Here is a 16,465-nt window from a genome sequence, read left to right on the forward strand (position 1 = left end):
CCCGCGTTACTGCAGGGCTGGATGCCGCGCCTTGATGCCCCAGCCCTGCTGCATGCCGGCAGCCGCCAGCAGGATCGCCGCCACACCCAGCCATTGCAGCGGTTCGAGGCGATGGCCGAAGGCGAACCAGTCGACGAAGATCGCCGCGATTGGATAGATGAATGACAGCGCGCCGGTGATCGCGGTCGGCAAGCGTTGGATCGCGCTGTACAGCAACACATACATGACCCCGGTATGGACCATGCCGAGGGTGACGAGGCTGGCCCAGCCCTCGGGCTGTTGCGGCAACGCCGAGAAATTTGCCCAAGGAGCCAACAGCAATACACCAGTGCTGACCTGCACCAGCGCAATCAAGTGCGGTGGAGTACCGGTCAAGCGCTTGATGATCAACGCGGCAATGGCATACAGCAACGCCGCCCCCAGGGCCAGGGCGATGCCCACCAGGTACTCACCGCTGCCCTGCCCTTGTTCACCGTGGGCGCTGACAATTGCGAGCATTCCGAGAAACGACACCATCAGCCAGAACAGCTTTTGTGCGGTGATTTTCTCCCCCAGGAACAGCGCAGCCAACCCCACCAGCATGAACGGTTGGACGTTGTACACCGCAGTGCCGATGGCGATCGAGGCCCGTGAGTAGGAGGCGAACAGCAACACCCAGTTGCCAACGATTGCCACCCCACTGAGCACCGCCAACAGAAATGTGGTGCGGGTCAGGATGTCCCGGCGTAAAAAACCGAAACCGGCGCAAATCAGCAACAAGGTGGCCGCGCCGAATACGCAACGCCAGAACACCACATCCAGCACCGGCAAGCCGGAAACCAGCACGAACCAGCCTATGGTTCCGGAAATCAGCATGGCGGCGGTCATTTCCAGCGAACCGCGACGTAAGGTCTTGTCCATCATCAGGCTCCTTCAGCAAGTGGGGCACAGTATGCCAAGCCAGTGAACGGCTTCTCCATGGGCTGAAAAAGGCTAAACTGCCGTTCGACCTTTTTTATCAAGGCAACTTCAGGCATTCGCCTAACGGAGTCGACATGACGGACGATATTGATCAGATTCTCATCAGTGCGCTGATGGAAGATTCACGGCGCTCGCTCAAAGCCCTGGCGAACCTGAGCGGCCTCTCCTCGCCCAGCGTGGCCGAGCGCCTGAGGCGGCTTGAGGAACGCGGCGTGCTGAGGGCCTATACCGTTGAGGTTGACCCGAAGTGCTTCGGCTACCAGCTTCAGGCCATTGTCCGCATCCGCCCATTACCGGGGCAGTTGCAGGAAGTGGAACGGCAGATCCAGGCCATCGCCGAATTTACCGAATGTGACAAGGTGACTGGCGACGATTGCTTCATCGCCCGACTGCACGTGCGCTCGATGGAACAGCTGGATAGCTTACTGGACAAGCTCAATGTCCTTGCCGAAACCAATACCGCCATCGTCAAGAAGACCCCGGTCAAACGGCGCCTGCCACCGATGGCCTGAGCCGGATCCGGCCTCGGCGATGGACCGAGGCCGGGCTTACGTTATTCCGCTTCCGGGCTGCGTTGTACCTTGTACACCTCCTCCTCGGGCACATTGCTCTCTTTCATCAACGTGAGGGGCTGTGCCTTGTCGCACGCATTCTTTTTGTCCGCATAAACCCCACTGAGGTTGCACTTCCAGTTATAGAAGTTGGCCAGGGCTCCGGACAATTGCAAGCTGTAGTCCGTGCTTTGTGTAGCCGGTGAGAAAGGCTGCCCGGCCGGAATATTCTGGAACCATTGCATCCAGACATCACCCCCGACTGGCGGCGGATTGGCCTGGAACGTCGGGTTCATCGGCGCCCGTTGCTGGTATTCCGCGGTCATGTGGCAGCTCGTGCAGGACGCCTGGGGATTGTCCACCGGACCATTGAGGCGCCCGTTCCAGCCCAGATGAGTCGGCGGCAGTTCCTTGGTATTGGCATTGATTGCGGTCTGCTTCAACGCCGGGTTGATTTTGGTTTCGGTGGGCGTCGGGTTGGTGAACGCATGACCGTTCTCCTGGGGATCGTTCCCCCACATGATCCCCACCGGCACCAGGTTGTCCCAATTCGCTTTACCGGTAATGGTACCGTTGTATTGGAAAGTGCCGAAGAGCCAGCCGGTCTCGCTCACCCGGGTGTCGCGCACAGCGATGTCCATCTGTATCAGCGCAACATTGGTTACCGCACGGCTTGTCGAAGTGAACGTCTTGGCGGTGTAAGCCTTCCAGAGCAATGGATTGACCAGGAACGGCACCGTACTGACGTCGATATCGGCAAACAGCGCCTTGCACACGACCGTGCCGTTGCCGAAGCCCTTGGGTTTGGAGGTGTAGCTCGGATCGGGGTTCTGCGGGTCTTTCCAGACCTGGCCAATGGTGTACGCCCCGATGTCGTTGTAGATGCCCACCGCGTAAGTCTGCCCACTGCCGGTTTGCGTACTCGCCAACTGTTGGGGCTGGATCGGCGCCTCCTTGGTAAGCCCGTGGATACCCTCACGACCGTTGAGACCGTAATGCTGCCAAGGCATGTGATACCACTGGCGAACCTTGTTTTTCTGCACATTCCAGCCAATCCCGGTATTGCCCTCCAGGCAGTATTTCTTCGCCTCGTTCATATAGGGGCGCCAGGTTTCAAAGTCGTTGGAGAATGTTTTGGGGAGCTGCTTGAAGAACGCAGGCATCGAAGATGCGCCCGGCGCCACGGTGGGATAGTTCTGGCTGAGCTGGAAAAGCTCTCCGGAATAATCACTTTTGGGAGGGGCATAGCCAAAATCAGGGAAGGTTCCAGCGTGGGCGCAGGTCACGGACATCGCGCCTGCCAGGATCAGAAACGCAACGACTTTTCCTTGGGGATGGTTCATACAATATCTCCTTATAGGGAGGTGCCCTCTCATCGGCTTCCTGACCGATGCGCAGGACCTCCTTCTGTTTTCAGGCGGCACGGTGCCAAGCCTGTCACGGTCCACTTTCTAAGGTGTGAATGACCTCATTTGGCTCAAAGCCGGACACGGTCGGTCCTGGCCCGGTCGCCGAACACAAGGTGCTTCAGGGGTTGATGCGAGGGTTCGCAGGGCAAGCGATTCATTTCAGACCTTCCTGGCAATACCGCTTCCTTGCCATAGGTGTAGATCATTTATTCAAAGTCGCCATCACATAGCGGCACTTTTGGGGCAAATGGCCACAATACAAATCGCGGGCGAAAAAAAGCCCGCCGAAGCGGGCTTCTGGGTAGCACATTGCAATCAATCGTCACGGCCCATCAGGCCAAACAGCTGCAGCAGGCTGATGAACAGGTTGTAGATGGATACATACAGGCTGATGGTGGCCATGATGTAGTTACGCTCGCCGCCATGAATGATGGCGCTCGTCTGGTACAGGATCATCAGCGCGGAAAACAGCACGACACCGGCGCTGATCGCCAATTGCAGGCCGCTGATCTGGAAGAAGAAACTGACCAGCATCGCCCCCACCAGTACAAAGAACCCGGCAGTGAGGAAACCGCCCAGGAAGCTCATGTCCTTGCGGGTGATCAGCACATACGCCGACAGCCCACCGAACACCAGTGCGGTCATGGCAAAGGCCGAGCTGACCAGTTCAGCGCCGCCCTGCATCTTGAGGTAAAGGTTGAGGATCGGGCCGAGTATGAAGCCCATGAAGCCGGTCAGGGCGAACGCCGAGACCAGGCCCCAGCCCGAATCACGAAGTTTGTTGGTCAGGAAGAAAAGCCCATAGAAGCCGATCAGCACCACGAACACGTTCGGGTAGCCGACATGCATCTGCTGGGCGACGTAGGCCATCACACCGCTGAAAGCCAGCGTGAGTGCCAGCAGGCCATAAGTGTTGCGCAGGACACGGCTAACCTCTAGCTGCTCGGCCTGCACGCTGTTGTTCACTGCGTAATCCTGTTCGCGCATGGCGACACTCCTCCGGTTTGAAACATTCAGTGGCAAGGATCATAACAGACGCCCTGTAACAAGCTACGCAGAGAGTTTGACAGTGTGTTTCATTCGGGTATTATGGCGCCCGCAACGCAATACGGAGGTGTGGCCGAGTGGTTTAAGGCAACGGTCTTGAAAACCGTCGACTGTAACAGGTCCATGAGTTCGAATCCCATCGCCTCCGCCATATTTGTACGTTAAAGCCCTGATCATTCAGGGCTTTTTCGTGTCTGGCGTTCAGAAAACAGCTGTCGACTTCGGTGCTGGATACGGCACATCGCAACCCCCAGCCCTCACTCAAAGGAAAGAACAGTGACCAGAAAAACCATTGGCTCCCTCGTTGCGGCAATCATGGGCATCGTCTTGCTCTGCGTATTCTTTGGCAGTTGGTACACGGTCGACGAAACCGAACGCGGCGTGCTGCTGCGCAACGGCGCGCTGGTCGGGGTCGTGGAGCCGGGATTGTCGTTCAAGACCCCCTTCATCGAGTCCGTGCGGCTGATCAGTGTGCAAAGCCAGGTCACTTCCTATGAAGACCTCCAGGCCTACAGCAAAGATCAACAGTCCGCCCAACTCAAGGTATCGGTGTCCTGGCATATTGCGCCAGCGGACGTGGCGAAGGTCTACAGCCAGTTCAAGGACATCGAAGGTATCCGCGACCGGATGATCAGCCGGCAGGTGCCGACCCAGGTGGAAAACGTGTTCGGCAGGTTCAACGCGGTGGCCGCTGTGCAGAACCGCGTCCAACTGGTCAACGATATTTCGAGCGCGATCAAATCCACCATCACCGGCCCCGTGATCATCGACAGCGTCCAGGTCGAAAATATCGACTTCAGTGACGCCTACGAGAAAGCGATCGAAGCGCGCATGGCGGCGGAAGTCCAGGTCAAGACCCGCGAGCAGCAGCTCGCCACCGAGCAGGTCCAGGCACAGATTCGCGTGACCCAGGCCCAGGCGGAAGCCGACTCGCAGATCGCCCAGGCAAAGGCGGATGCACTGGCCACCGAATTGCGTGGCAAAGCCGAAGCCGAAGCGATCAAGGCTCGGGCCCAGGCCCTGGCCAGCAACCAGAACCTGGTGGAATTGACCAAGGCCGAGCGCTGGAACGGGGTTTTGCCGACTACCGTGCTGCCCAATGGCGCCCTGCCCTTCATCGACACCAAGTAATTCTGCGGCGCGGCCTGCCCTGGCCGCGCCTGTTCCCTCAGCAGGGAACTTCGCCCCATTCCCGTTAGCGCTACACTGGCCCGAGTGACGAACCCGCAGTTCACCGTTAGCAGGGAGCTCAACGTGTACCCAGGCAAAAACAGACCGGCGCGCCAGCCAATCCGACCCATACAGCCTCAGCTCATTGTTCCATTCCCTGAAAACCGTGCCCGACTCGGAAGCCCGGCGACTCCGTCGAGCAACGCCCTGGACAGGAGAACAGCGTGACCACGATTATCAAAAAATATAAGTGGCCTGCCTTGTTGGCCGTCGCACTGGCCGTTTTCTCGGCCTTGATATTCTTTCTGATCAAGTCCTATACCTACGACACCACGACCTATTTCGAGTCCCGCGACTTCATCCGGCAACTCAAGCAATCCGACGCCAACTGGAACGTCAAGATTCTGAGGAAAAAGATCGGCGTCAATAACAATCTGTCACTGGCCCCACCGGCGGAAGCAGGCAGCCGATGGGAGCAACTGGAACGGCTCAACAACGCCGGCCCCTTGGCCGCCCTTTGGAACTCCAGGCGCCAGGGCTATGTGGATGCGATCAAGAACAAGACCCTGCTGGTAGAAGCGTTCGAACAGCACAACGCGAACTTGCGTACCGCCCTGGATGCGCTGCCCGCGGCCGAAGACGACATTCAGGCACAGCTCAAGGCGTTGATGACGGGTAATGCGACGGAGCGTCTGACAGCAGCCTCCAATGTTCTTGAGCTGACATTGACGACACTGGAGTACGCCACGTATGTCACGGCAGACAAAGCCAAGGAAGTAGAGAGCCAGTTAAGCGAGCTGGAAGACTATATCCGTCAGTTGCCGGCCTCCTCTCAGCCGCCCTTTATCACACTGACGCAGCATGTCCGGTCGATTATCGAGGAACAGCCGATCGTCAATGATCTGCTTGAGCGCATCAACGTCATTCCGGTGGCCCAAGAATTGGACAGCATCACTGAACTGTTGAATGAGACACAGCGCCGGACCGCCGCAACAGACCGTCAATATCATATCTACCTGGCCGTATGTGCCACCCTCATGGCGTTGTTGATGATCTACTTGGCCGTACGACTGGTGCGCAGCTATGCCGTCATCAACCTGATCAACCACGCGTTGCAGTCGTCCAACGACCGACTGGAGGAACGGGTCGAGGAGCGCACCCGCGAATTGAGAGAAGCCGAGCGCGAACTCGTGGATGCGGCACGGATGGCGGGCATGGCCGAGATTGCCACGAACGTATTGCACAACGTCGGAAACGTGCTTAACAGCGTGAACATCTCCGCGGAGCTGGTCACCCGTAAATTGAGAAACAGCAAGACACTGGGGCTCGGAAAAGCGGTCAAGATGATGAATGAACACGCCGAGGACCTGGGCCAGTTCATGACCTTCGATGAAAAGGGCAAATTACTTCCTCGCTATTTCAACGAACTGGTCGATTCCATCGCCACCGAGCAAGCACTGCTGATCGATGAACTGGCGCAATTGACCAAGAGCGTCGACCACATCAAGGAAATTGTCACCACCCAACAATCCTATGCCGGGGCGGCGCGACTGATCGAGCCGCTCAACGTCAGTGACTTGTTCGAAGATGCGTTGCGCATGAACTCGGGGGCACTGAGCCGGCACCACGTCACGGTCATCAAGGACTATCAGGACGCGCCCACGATCCTGGGCGATAAACACAGGCTGCTGCTGGTTCTGATCAATCTGATCAGTAATGCAAAATTCGCGATGTCCCATGTTTCCGAACCACGGGAAATGACCTTGGGCATACGGATTGTCGACCGCACAACGTTATGCCTCAGCGTCAAGGATCGAGGTGAAGGCATCGCTCCCGATAATCTGGCCCGCATCTTCAACCACGGGTTCACGACGCGCAAGGATGGCCATGGGTTCGGTTTGCACAGCTGCGCCTTGGCAGCGGTCGAGATGAATGGTCGCCTCCATGTCCACAGCGATGGACCTGGTCAAGGCGCCCTCTTCACGCTGGAGATTCCGCTGGAACTGGCACAGCCCTGAGCAAGGCGACATCGTTGGCGGACGTGCCGACGCCATCGCCAGCAGGCTCGCTCCCACAGGTCTTGCTGGCAACTACAGCTGCTGTGATCACTCGGAATACTTGTGGGAGCGAGCCTGCTCGCGATGGCGTTGGCTCAGTTTGCATCGAGGCTGGATCTGCCACCGCCTTCGCGGGCAAGCCCGCTCCCACAGGGTTAGCGGTTATTTGGCGTTCGTTGCCCGCTCCTCGCGGTTTCTTCTGGCCGGCAACGCCGCGGCGTAGGCCAGCGCTTCTTCACGCGAAGCGAAGGAACCCAACCGGTCAGCCTGGGTACAGACCCGCCACGGGCCGCTGTTTACGCTGAGGACGTCATAACCGTTGATGTGCATTTTCGTCAGCATTGCGGTACTCATCGTCACCTCCTCCGGTATAAACAAGGGTTGCATCGCCTACCTTACACTCAGTTTCGCCAGGGTGCCGACCGAACGTCGCCACATCCTTCAGTGCGAGTCCGAGTCCCAGAGCCAATCCCACAGACCGGGCAGGCGCACCGGCTGGCCGCTTTCCTTGACCGTACGCGCCATGGCCGCCCGCTCCAGTGCCTGGCGATCGTCATAGAACGGCTTGGCGTCGGTCCTCACGCCCGTGGCCCTGGCGCTGTCGAGCAGGATCTGCAGGTATTCCCGGGCATGTCGAGCGGTATAGCGATTGAGATCGTGAAACGTCACCACCACCGGAATCACGCTATCGACTGCCGGTAATTGGCCGGCAGCAATGCGCTCGCGCACTTCGGAGAGCTGGCGGGTCAGGTTGATCCGCCGTCGCGGACTGTAGGTAATCCCCCAGACCTTGCCGTCGTTGGCGCTCAGGTCAGTGAGCAGCACCTGCATATCGTGTCGCTGGTAGGCCGCGAATGTGCGCCGGTCATAACTCCAGAACGGCGGCCTGACCAGGGTTGGCGCCGTACCGGTAATGGCGGCTATGTCGGCCCCACCGTCGATGAGCGACTGCTCCAGCTCCTCGGGGCTCAGGGAGCGATGATTGGTGTGCCAATGGGTGGCCGTATGAAAACCCAGTATGTGGCCTTCGCTTTGCTCACGCCGCATCACCGATCGACCAATATCGCTGTCTCCAGCACGGGGGGCACGGGTCTGGACAAAGAACACGGCCTTGATCCCCGGCTGTATCGGGTTGTGTGCAAGGGCATCGAGCACGTCAACGCTCGGGTTCCAGAAGGACGATGCGCTGGGGCCATCATCGAACGTCAGCAGGAAACGGATCGGGGGTTGTTCACGCAAACGTTGCTCGGTTTGCGCAGTCAATTCGATGGGTGAGCCGATGCACCCCGACAAACCGCTGGCGATGACCGCAATGACCAGCGCCCTGGCGATGTTTTTCATGTTCTGCCTTTAGGTAATACCGCACTGCTACGCCTCCGCTCCCTGGCGCATGATGTTTGAAGCCCACCTTGGAGAAGGTTAACCGGGTTTGGTTCCTGGCGGTGAGCACTGCTTCGTCTCGCTTGTCATTGACCAGACCTGGCGCCTGACCGGTCTATTTCGACCGTCTGGAAATCCGATTGAATTTTCCGAACGCCTCCGCATCCATCCGTATAGAACTAATTAGGGAGGATTTATGGGCGGGCCATCGCTTTACATCATCGACTACATGCTCCATGGCGAGCCCAAGTCATTCATCATTCGAGCCGAAGTGATGAATAACTCCGAAGCTTGGCATTGGGCCAGTTGCGACGCGGGTGTCGGGCGCATACCCAAGTTCGGAAGGGAGAAGGTCAAGCGGGTCACCAAACCCCTTGCGGAAAAATACGGCATCACCGACGTGCGCTGGCGAGCGAGCGTTGCGCCCAGTTGGATCAAGGAGTCAGGCTGATTCCATGACCTTCATTCGTTCGGCGCGCCGACTACTCGTCGGGCGCCGGATTCCCCGGCAAACCGGCAATAACTCAACTACGCTTTAAACGACAAGTACGACCCGTCTGAGGCGGGTTTCGTGCTGCCTCATCAATCCTGAATGGAGGTGTGACATGTCCGAAAAAGAGTCCATCACCACCCTGCTCACCCTGCTGGAATCACGCCAGAGTCGCCTGACCGCGGCCTGCAAGGAAATTGCCGACTGGGTCGACCACAATGGCGGCCATCCAACCGCCATGCGTATCCGGGATCGCCTGAACGATATCGATAAAGACGTTCCATCGATCAAGCACGCGCTGTCATCCCTCAAGCCCATTGAACGGCCCTTGCCCAAATTCCGCTAACGCTTTGCGTCAGCCAGGCTTCTCCTGAGTTCTACCGGCCGCAACGCCGATGGAACGAGCAATCCTTTTGCGCCTCGTTATTGAAAGGCAGCGGCGGTGGGTCTTGCATCAAGAGCAAAAGACCGTGGAAGCACCCGCGGCCGTTGGAACAACCTAGCCTTTGCTGTGCTCCGGCGATGACGGGCCTTCCTTGATCCCCCGTGGCCCGGCCACGCCCCAGATGATCAAACCCAACACCGGTACAATGATCAACAACAAGGCCCAACCCGCCTTGGTTCCGGTCGACTTGTCACTCCGAAACACACTGACGATCGCCCACAAATCCACGAGCAACAGAAGCACCGCGACAGCGATCCCGAAATAACTGGCTGATTCAGACATGGCCCAATCCTCTTGACGGTCTCGTGGCCTGCACGAATGAGCGGTGCAGGCCATGAGTGATTAGGCACAGGCACTCCGGGTCCGTTCAAAGAATCTGCTATCGGCAGGTCTATAAACGCTCGTTCAGATAGGCGACCCATCGTTCGTAGGCTTCATGCTGGCGCCGTACGACCTCCTCCCAAGCCGCGCCTGTCATCTGATGGGCACAAATGAGCGTCATCATGTCCGATGTCGCCGTGTCGAGCTCCACCAGGAGCTCATGGGATTTGACTTTGAAATCTTCAACAGTGGTCATCTTTCCTCTCTCCCCACTGCCCGGGGTCGGCCATCCACCCAACATGGATACCTTTTTTCCGATCTGATTCATTTTTGGCGATGGCCGGTCATCGACGCGTCTAGTGCCAGGGTCGCTGGCAGGCAAGGAATCAAGGCGCAAATGAAGTTCAGTCTTTCCCGAAACGCTGCGGTCATACCAGTATGAGCCGAGAATCGTTGTTTAGCGTCGCCGATGACACACGGCTCGAATGTTTCAGTTATATTTCACTTTAATGACAGTCACTGAACAAGCACTGCCCATGAAAATTCGAGCGACCGTCATCTGCGAAGAAAATCGCCATATCCTGCTGGTGCGCAAATCCAACAGCCGTTGGACCTTGCCGGGCGGCACCGTCGAGCGTGGCGAAAGCCACGCCGACGCCGCGCTCAGGGAGCTAGCAGAAGAAACCGGACTGGACGCCGAGAGCCTGTTGTACCTGATGCGCATCAATGACGGGGACACGCTGCACCACGTATTCGAAGCGTCGGTCAGCGATACCGGGGCGGCCAGCCCACGGAACGAAATCAGTGATTGTCTCTGGCAACCATTGGATACTATTGCGCAATTGCAGATGAAGAAAGGCACGCGGCAGATACTGGAGGCATTCAGGCGACGGTTATGAGGACCTTCGACGCCACCGGTAAACTGAGCGCAAACAAAAAGGGTTGCTTGAGATATCTCATGCAACCCTTTGTTTTATATGGTGCCCGAAGCCGGAATCGAACCGGCACGCCCTTACGAGCGGGGGATTTTAAGTCCCATGCGTCTACCAGTTTCGCCATTCGGGCGGTAGCGCGGTCAAGCCCCGTGGAAGCGGCGGATCAGGGATCCGACAGTGTCGAGGCCAGTGCAGCAGAGGGACGAAATATATACATCCCTCCCCGACGAAGCAAGGTTGCCCATGTCCTTTTCAAGACAAAAAGCTTCTTTGCTCCATAAAGAAAAAAGCTCTGTAAATCATAGATCTACAGAGCTTTTTTATAGTGGAGGCCGAAGTCGGAATCGAACCGGCGTAGGTGGATTTGCAATCCACTGCATAACCATTTTGCTATTCGGCCTCAGAACGCCTGATGCAATGAAACCACATCAACCGTGTACCAACCTGATCGGAAGAAATCGCTAACTCAGCGCTATCTCCTTGAAAACGTTGAGATTTTTTACGCCCCAACGCGTTCGATGGGCGCAATTATGTACTCATTTGCCAAAGCTGACAACCCCTTGATTTCAAAAAAAAATCGTCCGGCGGGCCAGACTTTCCCCTCTCGTTCGCGAGGCCCTGCAGCCGTGCCGTGATCGTCAACCGCACCCGGTGAAAATCCGCCTCATCGGAAACCCGCGATGTCGATGGAACAACCACAGCCCCGCCAGCTCATTCCTTATGTCGCCTTCGGATTGATAAGGAAAACCATCATGACTGAACGTCCACCACTGGTAGCGAGCCGGGCTGCGGTGCCTAGTCCGTCGCGACCCAATCTCGGTACACAGGAGCGTGCGGTATCGCTGCTGGCGGGGACCTTGCTGATCGCCAACGGGTTGCGCCAGGGCGGATTCAGGGGTTGGCCGCAAATCCTGCTGGGGGCTTGCGCGGCCTGGCGCGGTTACTCAGGCTCGTGCCGGGTCAAGCAAGCGCTGACCCACAGCCCGTTCGAGCAGGCTTTCGAGCAGGATCGAGGCTGGGACTCAAGCAAGGTGATCTCCCGCAGCATCACCGTTGGCAAACCCAGGGAGGAAGTCTTTGCGTTCTGCCGCAACCCGGCCAACCTGGGAGCCCTGGTGCCTTGGGTCGATACCATCGAACAGACCGGTGAGCGGACCTACCGCTGGGTAGCCCATGGGCCGAGGGACAAGACCTTGCATTGCGATCTCGAACAGAGTGAGCCCAAGGAAGGCCGCAAGCTGCACTGGTTGGCCGCACCGGGCACCCGGTTCAAACACGATATCCAGATGCACTTCAGCGATGCGCCGCCGGGCCGGGGGACGCAGATCAAGATCATCGTGGCCTGCCAGCCCTCCTTCGGGGCCGCCGGCTATGCCTTGGCCGCCGCCATTTCCAGGTTCTCGGACAAAGCCTTGCTGCATCTGCTGCGCAGCATCAAGCAGCAATTGGAAACCGGTGAAGTGATTATCAACAGAATCCGGCCCCACGGTGAGAAGGATTTCCTGTTCATCCATCCGGCGAGCTCCACTGCCCCCGCATCGAACGATTCGTCACCCACACCTCTCAATGGAGGAACTGCCTGATGCGCGCATTGACTTGGCAAGGCCCCAACAAGCTGCAAGTCGAAACCGTCGAGGATCCGTCCATTCTCAGTCCCCGCGACGCCATCGTCCGGGTGACGTTGTCGTCGGTATGCGGTTCGGATCTGCACCTGCTGGGCGGCTACGTGCCGACCATGCAAGCCGGCGACATTATCGGCCATGAGTTCATGGGCGAGGTGGTGGAAACCGGCTCGGCCATCACACAGTTCAAGAAAGGCGACCGGGTCGTCACCGTGTCGATCCTCGGTTGTGGCGAGTGTGAGCATTGCCAGCGCGCGGACTTTTCCTGCTGCGACAACTCCAACCCCAACCCCAGCGCCACAGACATCGCCTATGGCCAACCAGCGTGCGGCATTATCGGCTACAGTCACGCCTTCGGCGGCTTTGCGGGCAGCCACGCCACTTATATCCGCGTGCCATTCGCCGATGTCAATCTGTTCACCGTCCCCGAAGGGGTCAGCGACGAACAAGCCGTATTCGTCTCCGATGCAGTGCCTACCGGTTTTTTCGCCGCCGATAACGCCAATATCCAACCGGGTGACACCGTGGCGGTCTGGGGCTGCGGTGGGGTCGGGTTGATGGCGATTTCCAGCGCCTACCTGCTGGGGGCCGAGCGGGTGATCGCCATCGACCGCTTCCCCGACCGCTTGCGCCTCGCTGAAGAGAAGGCCGGCGCGATTGCCCTCAACTACGAAACCATCGATGTGCATGCGGCCTTGCTGGAGTTGACCGGTGGCCGCGGTCCGGATCGCTGCATCGACTGCGTGGGCATGGAGGCCCACGGCACCGAGGTCGATTATTACTACGACAAGACCAAGCAAATGATGCGCCTGCACACCGAGCGTGCAACGGTGCTGCGCCAGTCGATCCGCGCCTGTCGCAAGGGCGGCACGGTGTCGGTGGTCGGGGTATACGGCGGTCTGCTGGACAAGTTTCCGATGGGGGCCATCGTCAACAAGTCCCTGACCTTGCGTTCGGGCCAGCAACCAGGGCAGCGTTATGTGACGCGACTGTTCGAGTACATCCAGAACGGTCAGTTGGACCCCTCCTACCTGCTCACCCATCCCATGGGGCTGGAGCAGTCGGTGGAGGGCTATGCGATGTTCAAGGACAAGCGTGAAAACTGTTTGCGCGCAGTGTTTCGGCCGGAGTGATTGGGCCATGACGAGGGGGCGGCCACCCGGCCTGGGAGCAGGCTCCCTCGCCACGGGTTCCACGGCGATTTCATACCGGAGTCGCAGGCCAGAGCCATTATGGGTAACATACCGGCCTTCCCCGCAGCCCTTCTGCGACCTGCCGAATAAGCCTTTTCCATGCCTTTTGAACTCAGCGTTGACCTCACCACCCTCGCCATTCTTGCCGTTGTCGCATTCCTGGCCGGCTTCATCGATGCCATCGCCGGAGGCGGCGGCCTGCTGACCACCCCGGCGCTGCTGACCGCCGGCCTGCCGCCACATCTGGTCCTGGGGACCAACAAGCTCAGCGCGACCTTCGGCTCGGCGACGGCCAGCTTCACGTTCTACAAGCGCAAGCTGTTCGATCCGAAGCAGTGGACCCATGCATTGGTCGGCACGCTGGTTGGCGCCTTGAGCGGTGCCGTCGTCGCGCATTACCTGCCTGCCGAATGGCTGAACAAGATGCTGCCGATGATCGTCTTCGCCTGTGGACTGTACCTGTTGTTCGGCGGTACGCCAAAGGCGCCGCTGGACAGCGATGCGCCGATCAAAAAGAAGTGGCAATCACCCCAGGGGTTCGCCCTGGGCTTCTATGATGGCGTGGCCGGGCCCGGCACGGGCGCGTTCTGGACCGTCAGCAGCCTGCTGCTCTACCCCATCGACCTGGTCAAGGCCAGTGGCGTGGCCCGCAGCATGAACTTCGTCAGCAACATTGCGGCGCTGGTGGTGTTTATGCTCTCGGGACAAGTGGACTGGATCATCGGCCTGAGCATGGGCCTCTCGGTGATGATCGGCGCGTTCTTCGGCGCCCGCACCGCCATCAGTGGCGGCGCAAAGTTCATCCGGCCCGTGTTCATCACCGTGGTCCTGGGTCTGACCGTGCGCCTAGCCTGGCAGCACTGGTTCAACGTGGCCTAAGCGCCGCGCCACATAGAGATCGATCAGGTAGCGCGCGATGGAGCGCGAAGCCGGCAACGGTGGCAAGTCGTGGACGCTGAACCACTGGGCGTCCTCGATTTCATCTTCCTGGCACACAATGTCGCCACTGGCGTATTCAGCGTGGAAGCCCAGCATCATCGAGTGCGGAAACGGCCAGCATTGGCTGCCCATGTACTGGATGTTCTTCACTTCGATGTTGACTTCCTCGCGCACTTCGCGAACCAGGCAGTCCTCGGCCGACTCGCCCGGCTCGGCAAACCCGGCCAGGGTGCTGTAGACCCCGGTGACAAAGCGAGGCGAACGGGCCAGCAGGACTTCATCGCCGCGGGTAATCAGCACGATCATGCTCGGCGAAATCCGCGGGTAGTGCCGCAGGTCGCACACATCGCAATACATCGCCCGCTCCAGCGGAATCTGGCCCATTCGCTTGCCGCAACTGCCACAAAAACGGTGTTCTCGAGCCCAGGTGCCGATCTGTGCCGCATAGCCCAGCACCTTGAACAGCGTGTGGTCGTCTTCGAGCATGAAGGCCCGCAGGCCTTTCCAGTTGCAACCGGGAATATCCTGGGAAGCGTGCAGTTCCAACAGGTAGACCGGCTCGCCATCCAGGTGGCCGATGCCATGCTCGGCAAGGACCGACAGGTCCTGGCGCTTGAGCCATTCGCGGGGAAACAGCGCGCCGTTGTCATCGAACAGGAAGCCTTCCGGGCTGCGGGCCACGGCCCAGCCGCCGGGAAGATCGGTATCGCGTACTGCGGTGGTCCAGCGTGAAATCATGGTCAGTCAATCCAGAAATTCGGGTTTCTGTTTGCTCATATGGGCGGCCATGGCCACGCGCAAGTCGGCCGATTGCAACATGGCGGCGTTCCAGGTAGCGACGTACTCCAGCCCGTCGTCGATGCGGTGGTCGCGCATGTAGCTGATCATTTCCTTGGTGCCGGCGATGGCAATCGGCGACTTGGCGGCGATTTCCCGGGCGATGCCCATCACGCCGTCGAGCAGGCTGGCGGTATCACTGTAGACACGATTGACCAGGCCGATGCTCCGCGCTTCATCGGCACCGAACGTGCGCCCCGTATAAGCGAGTTCACGCAGCATGCCGTCCCCGATGATCCGGGGCAAGCGTTGCAATGTGCCAACATCGGCGGCCATGCCGATATCGATTTCCTTGATGGAGAACTGGGCGTCCTCGGCGGCGTAACGCATGTCGCAGGCACTGATCAGGTCGATGGCACCGCCCAGGCAATAACCCTGGATCGCCGCGAGTACCGGTTTGCGGCAGTTGTCCACGGCGTTGAACGAGGCTTGCAGCTGCAAGATCTTGCGTCGCAGAAGGCGGGCATTGCGGCCGACATCCTTGCCCAGCTCGTTGGCCACGCCGGCCAGCATCATCAGGTCTATCCCTGAGGAAAAATGTTTGCCGGCACCGCTCAGCACCACTGCCCGCACTTCGTCGGTGTCATCGATCCACTGGAATATCTCGATGATCTCGCTCCAGAACGCGGCGTTCATTGCATTGATCTTGTCCGGGCGGTTGATCTGCACATGGGCGATGTTGTCTGCAAGTTCAACGTTGAACGCTTGGTATTGCGACATGGCAGTGATCCTTTACCGGCTGAAAAGAGGCTTGAACTATAACAAGCCATTGAGACAGGTCGTAGGCAGTGCATCGGCCAAAAGCAGGACTTGCTTGCATGATTGAAGACGATGGCAGTCACTGGACCATGGACTTGAATCTGTGGGAGCAAAGCTTGCTCGCGACGGGGTCGGCAGCCTCAACATCCCGGGAGGCTGGTCCACAGCTATCGCGAGCAAGCTTTGCTCCCACAGTTGTTCTCCAGGACTATCTCCTGCTGCGACCTCCGATCACTCGTCCGCCTCCACCTGCCCATCCCACGCCGCGATCAACTGCACGCTGGCGATCAACCGACTCTGCTGCAGGCTGAGCACGCTGCGCTCGTTGCTCAGGGCGGTGGCCTGGACGG

19 protein-coding genes and 3 tRNA genes are annotated in these 16,465 nt (G+C 58.9%); 10 read left to right on the forward strand and 12 right to left on the reverse strand.

From position 1 onward, the window contains the following. Positions 1-6: 6 nt before the first annotated feature. Positions 7-900 carry a DMT family transporter gene (locus ACODTO_RS17250; RefSeq protein ID WP_175386125.1) on the reverse strand — a complete coding sequence of 298 codons (894 nt, stop codon included), beginning with the start codon at positions 898-900 and terminating at the stop codon, positions 7-9. 134 nt (positions 901-1,034) lie between these two features. On the opposite strand from ACODTO_RS17250, the gene ACODTO_RS17255 reads away from it, so the two are divergent. Then, on the forward strand, positions 1,035-1,472 hold the full coding sequence (locus tag ACODTO_RS17255) for an Lrp/AsnC family transcriptional regulator (protein WP_139645358.1): 438 nt from the start codon (positions 1,035-1,037) through the stop codon (positions 1,470-1,472). 41 nt (positions 1,473-1,513) lie between these two features. Here the strand turns inward: ACODTO_RS17255 and ACODTO_RS17260 are convergent, their stop codons facing one another. Together ACODTO_RS17260 and ACODTO_RS17265 are read right to left on the reverse strand one after the other, a co-directional pair. Continuing rightward, complete coding sequence (locus ACODTO_RS17260) at positions 1,514-2,854, reverse strand: hypothetical protein (RefSeq protein WP_139645356.1); 1,341 nt, start codon at positions 2,852-2,854, stop codon at positions 1,514-1,516. A 381-nt stretch (positions 2,855-3,235) separates the two neighbouring features. Beyond that, positions 3,236-3,907: a Bax inhibitor-1/YccA family protein gene (locus tag ACODTO_RS17265; protein ID WP_139645354.1), complete on the reverse strand. Its 672-nt coding sequence runs from the start codon at positions 3,905-3,907 to the stop codon at positions 3,236-3,238. Positions 3,908-4,030: 123 nt separating this feature from the next. On the opposite strand from ACODTO_RS17265, the gene ACODTO_RS17270 reads away from it, so the two are divergent. From ACODTO_RS17270 to ACODTO_RS17280, 3 genes are all read left to right on the forward strand, one after another. After that, a tRNA-Ser gene (locus tag ACODTO_RS17270) sits at positions 4,031-4,118 on the forward strand. A gap of 125 nt (positions 4,119-4,243) precedes the next feature. Next, complete coding sequence (locus tag ACODTO_RS17275; protein WP_139645352.1) at positions 4,244-5,098, forward strand: prohibitin family protein; 855 nt, start codon at positions 4,244-4,246, stop codon at positions 5,096-5,098. A 263-nt stretch (positions 5,099-5,361) separates the two neighbouring features. After that, positions 5,362-7,155, forward strand: coding sequence for a DAHL domain-containing protein (locus ACODTO_RS17280; RefSeq protein ID WP_139645350.1), 1,794 nt, complete (start codon positions 5,362-5,364; stop codon positions 7,153-7,155). Positions 7,156-7,356: 201 nt separating this feature from the next. Here the strand turns inward: ACODTO_RS17280 and ACODTO_RS17285 are convergent, their stop codons facing one another. After that, positions 7,357-7,548, reverse strand: a complete 192-nt coding sequence (locus ACODTO_RS17285; RefSeq protein ID WP_175362585.1) for a DUF2188 domain-containing protein — start codon at positions 7,546-7,548, stop codon at positions 7,357-7,359. 87 nt (positions 7,549-7,635) lie between these two features. Continuing rightward, positions 7,636-8,535, reverse strand: a complete 900-nt coding sequence (locus tag ACODTO_RS17290) for a polysaccharide deacetylase family protein (RefSeq protein ID WP_489106790.1) — start codon at positions 8,533-8,535, stop codon at positions 7,636-7,638. A gap of 235 nt (positions 8,536-8,770) precedes the next feature. On the opposite strand from ACODTO_RS17290, the gene ACODTO_RS17295 reads away from it, so the two are divergent. After that, entirely contained in the window at positions 8,771-9,025 is a 255-nt protein-coding gene (locus ACODTO_RS17295; RefSeq protein WP_041022040.1) for a DUF6555 family protein, read from the forward strand. A 154-nt stretch (positions 9,026-9,179) separates the two neighbouring features. Beyond that, positions 9,180-9,410: a hypothetical protein gene (locus ACODTO_RS17300; protein WP_139645344.1), complete on the forward strand. Its 231-nt coding sequence runs from the start codon at positions 9,180-9,182 to the stop codon at positions 9,408-9,410. A gap of 153 nt (positions 9,411-9,563) precedes the next feature. On the opposite strand, the gene ACODTO_RS17305 is transcribed toward ACODTO_RS17300, so the two are convergent. Next, complete coding sequence (locus tag ACODTO_RS17305; protein ID WP_489106791.1) at positions 9,564-9,791, reverse strand: PLD nuclease N-terminal domain-containing protein; 228 nt, start codon at positions 9,789-9,791, stop codon at positions 9,564-9,566. A gap of 109 nt (positions 9,792-9,900) precedes the next feature. Further along, positions 9,901-10,086 carry a hypothetical protein gene (locus ACODTO_RS17310; RefSeq protein WP_489106792.1) on the reverse strand — a complete coding sequence of 62 codons (186 nt, stop codon included), beginning with the start codon at positions 10,084-10,086 and terminating at the stop codon, positions 9,901-9,903. A gap of 280 nt (positions 10,087-10,366) precedes the next feature. Between ACODTO_RS17310 and ACODTO_RS17315 the strand changes: the two genes are divergently transcribed. Beyond that, the gene (locus tag ACODTO_RS17315) at positions 10,367-10,729 is read left to right on the forward strand and encodes an NUDIX hydrolase (RefSeq protein WP_139645338.1); all 363 of its coding nucleotides are present in this window, start codon (positions 10,367-10,369) and stop codon (positions 10,727-10,729) included. Positions 10,730-10,808: 79 nt separating this feature from the next. Here ACODTO_RS17315 and ACODTO_RS17320 read toward each other — a convergent pair. Then, positions 10,809-10,895 (reverse strand) — tRNA-Leu (locus ACODTO_RS17320). A 196-nt stretch (positions 10,896-11,091) separates the two neighbouring features. Continuing rightward, positions 11,092-11,165 (reverse strand) — tRNA-Cys (locus ACODTO_RS17325). Between the two features lie 352 nt (positions 11,166-11,517). Here ACODTO_RS17325 and ACODTO_RS17330 point away from each other — a divergent pair. From ACODTO_RS17330 to ACODTO_RS17340, 3 genes are all read left to right on the forward strand, one after another. Then, positions 11,518-12,348, forward strand: a complete 831-nt coding sequence (locus tag ACODTO_RS17330; protein ID WP_489106793.1) for an SRPBCC family protein — start codon at positions 11,518-11,520, stop codon at positions 12,346-12,348. After that, entirely contained in the window at positions 12,348-13,520 is a 1,173-nt protein-coding gene (locus ACODTO_RS17335; protein WP_175386121.1) for a zinc-dependent alcohol dehydrogenase, read from the forward strand. Before ACODTO_RS17330 ends, ACODTO_RS17335 begins: the two co-directional genes overlap by 1 nt. Before the next feature lie 159 nt (positions 13,521-13,679). Continuing rightward, a complete protein-coding gene (locus ACODTO_RS17340; protein ID WP_489106794.1) occupies positions 13,680-14,459 on the forward strand; it encodes a TSUP family transporter in 780 nt (259 codons plus the stop codon). Here ACODTO_RS17340 and nudC read toward each other — a convergent pair. The 3 genes from nudC to ACODTO_RS17355 form a co-directional block, all read right to left on the reverse strand. Then, a complete protein-coding gene (nudC, locus tag ACODTO_RS17345; RefSeq protein WP_489106795.1) occupies positions 14,427-15,257 on the reverse strand; it encodes an NAD(+) diphosphatase in 831 nt (276 codons plus the stop codon). The genes ACODTO_RS17340 and nudC overlap by 33 nt on opposite strands. A gap of 6 nt (positions 15,258-15,263) precedes the next feature. Beyond that, positions 15,264-16,076, reverse strand: coding sequence for a crotonase/enoyl-CoA hydratase family protein (locus tag ACODTO_RS17350; RefSeq protein ID WP_464711785.1), 813 nt, complete (start codon positions 16,074-16,076; stop codon positions 15,264-15,266). A gap of 270 nt (positions 16,077-16,346) precedes the next feature. Continuing rightward, positions 16,347-16,465, reverse strand: a 119-nt coding sequence (locus ACODTO_RS17355; protein ID WP_489106796.1) for a hypothetical protein, incomplete at its 5' end; no start/stop codon positions are given.

It is taken from the genome of Pseudomonas sp. FG13 (assembly GCF_057809755.1).

Coding starts and splice junctions, on each gene's coding strand:
- ACODTO_RS17350 (WP_464711785.1), bottom strand. CDS start 16,076: ATGTCGCAATACCAAGCGTTCAACGTTGAACTTGCAGACAACATCGCC.
- ACODTO_RS17300 (WP_139645344.1), top strand. CDS start 9,180: ATGTCCGAAAAAGAGTCCATCACCACCCTGCTCACCCTGCTGGAATCA.
- ACODTO_RS17285 (WP_175362585.1), bottom strand. CDS start 7,548: ATGAGTACCGCAATGCTGACGAAAATGCACATCAACGGTTATGACGTC.
- ACODTO_RS17295 (WP_041022040.1), top strand. CDS start 8,771: ATGGGCGGGCCATCGCTTTACATCATCGACTACATGCTCCATGGCGAG.
- ACODTO_RS17340 (WP_489106794.1), top strand. CDS start 13,680: ATGCCTTTTGAACTCAGCGTTGACCTCACCACCCTCGCCATTCTTGCC.
- ACODTO_RS17260 (WP_139645356.1), bottom strand. CDS start 2,854: ATGAACCATCCCCAAGGAAAAGTCGTTGCGTTTCTGATCCTGGCAGGC.
- nudC (WP_489106795.1), bottom strand. CDS start 15,257: ATGATTTCACGCTGGACCACCGCAGTACGCGATACCGATCTTCCCGGC.
- ACODTO_RS17330 (WP_489106793.1), top strand. CDS start 11,518: ATGACTGAACGTCCACCACTGGTAGCGAGCCGGGCTGCGGTGCCTAGT.
- ACODTO_RS17255 (WP_139645358.1), top strand. CDS start 1,035: ATGACGGACGATATTGATCAGATTCTCATCAGTGCGCTGATGGAAGAT.
- ACODTO_RS17265 (WP_139645354.1), bottom strand. CDS start 3,907: ATGCGCGAACAGGATTACGCAGTGAACAACAGCGTGCAGGCCGAGCAG.
- ACODTO_RS17315 (WP_139645338.1), top strand. CDS start 10,367: ATGAAAATTCGAGCGACCGTCATCTGCGAAGAAAATCGCCATATCCTG.
- ACODTO_RS17305 (WP_489106791.1), bottom strand. CDS start 9,791: ATGTCTGAATCAGCCAGTTATTTCGGGATCGCTGTCGCGGTGCTTCTG.
- ACODTO_RS17290 (WP_489106790.1), bottom strand. CDS start 8,535: ATGAAAAACATCGCCAGGGCGCTGGTCATTGCGGTCATCGCCAGCGGT.
- ACODTO_RS17310 (WP_489106792.1), bottom strand. CDS start 10,086: ATGACCACTGTTGAAGATTTCAAAGTCAAATCCCATGAGCTCCTGGTG.
- ACODTO_RS17250 (WP_175386125.1), bottom strand. CDS start 900: ATGGACAAGACCTTACGTCGCGGTTCGCTGGAAATGACCGCCGCCATG.
- ACODTO_RS17335 (WP_175386121.1), top strand. CDS start 12,348: ATGCGCGCATTGACTTGGCAAGGCCCCAACAAGCTGCAAGTCGAAACC.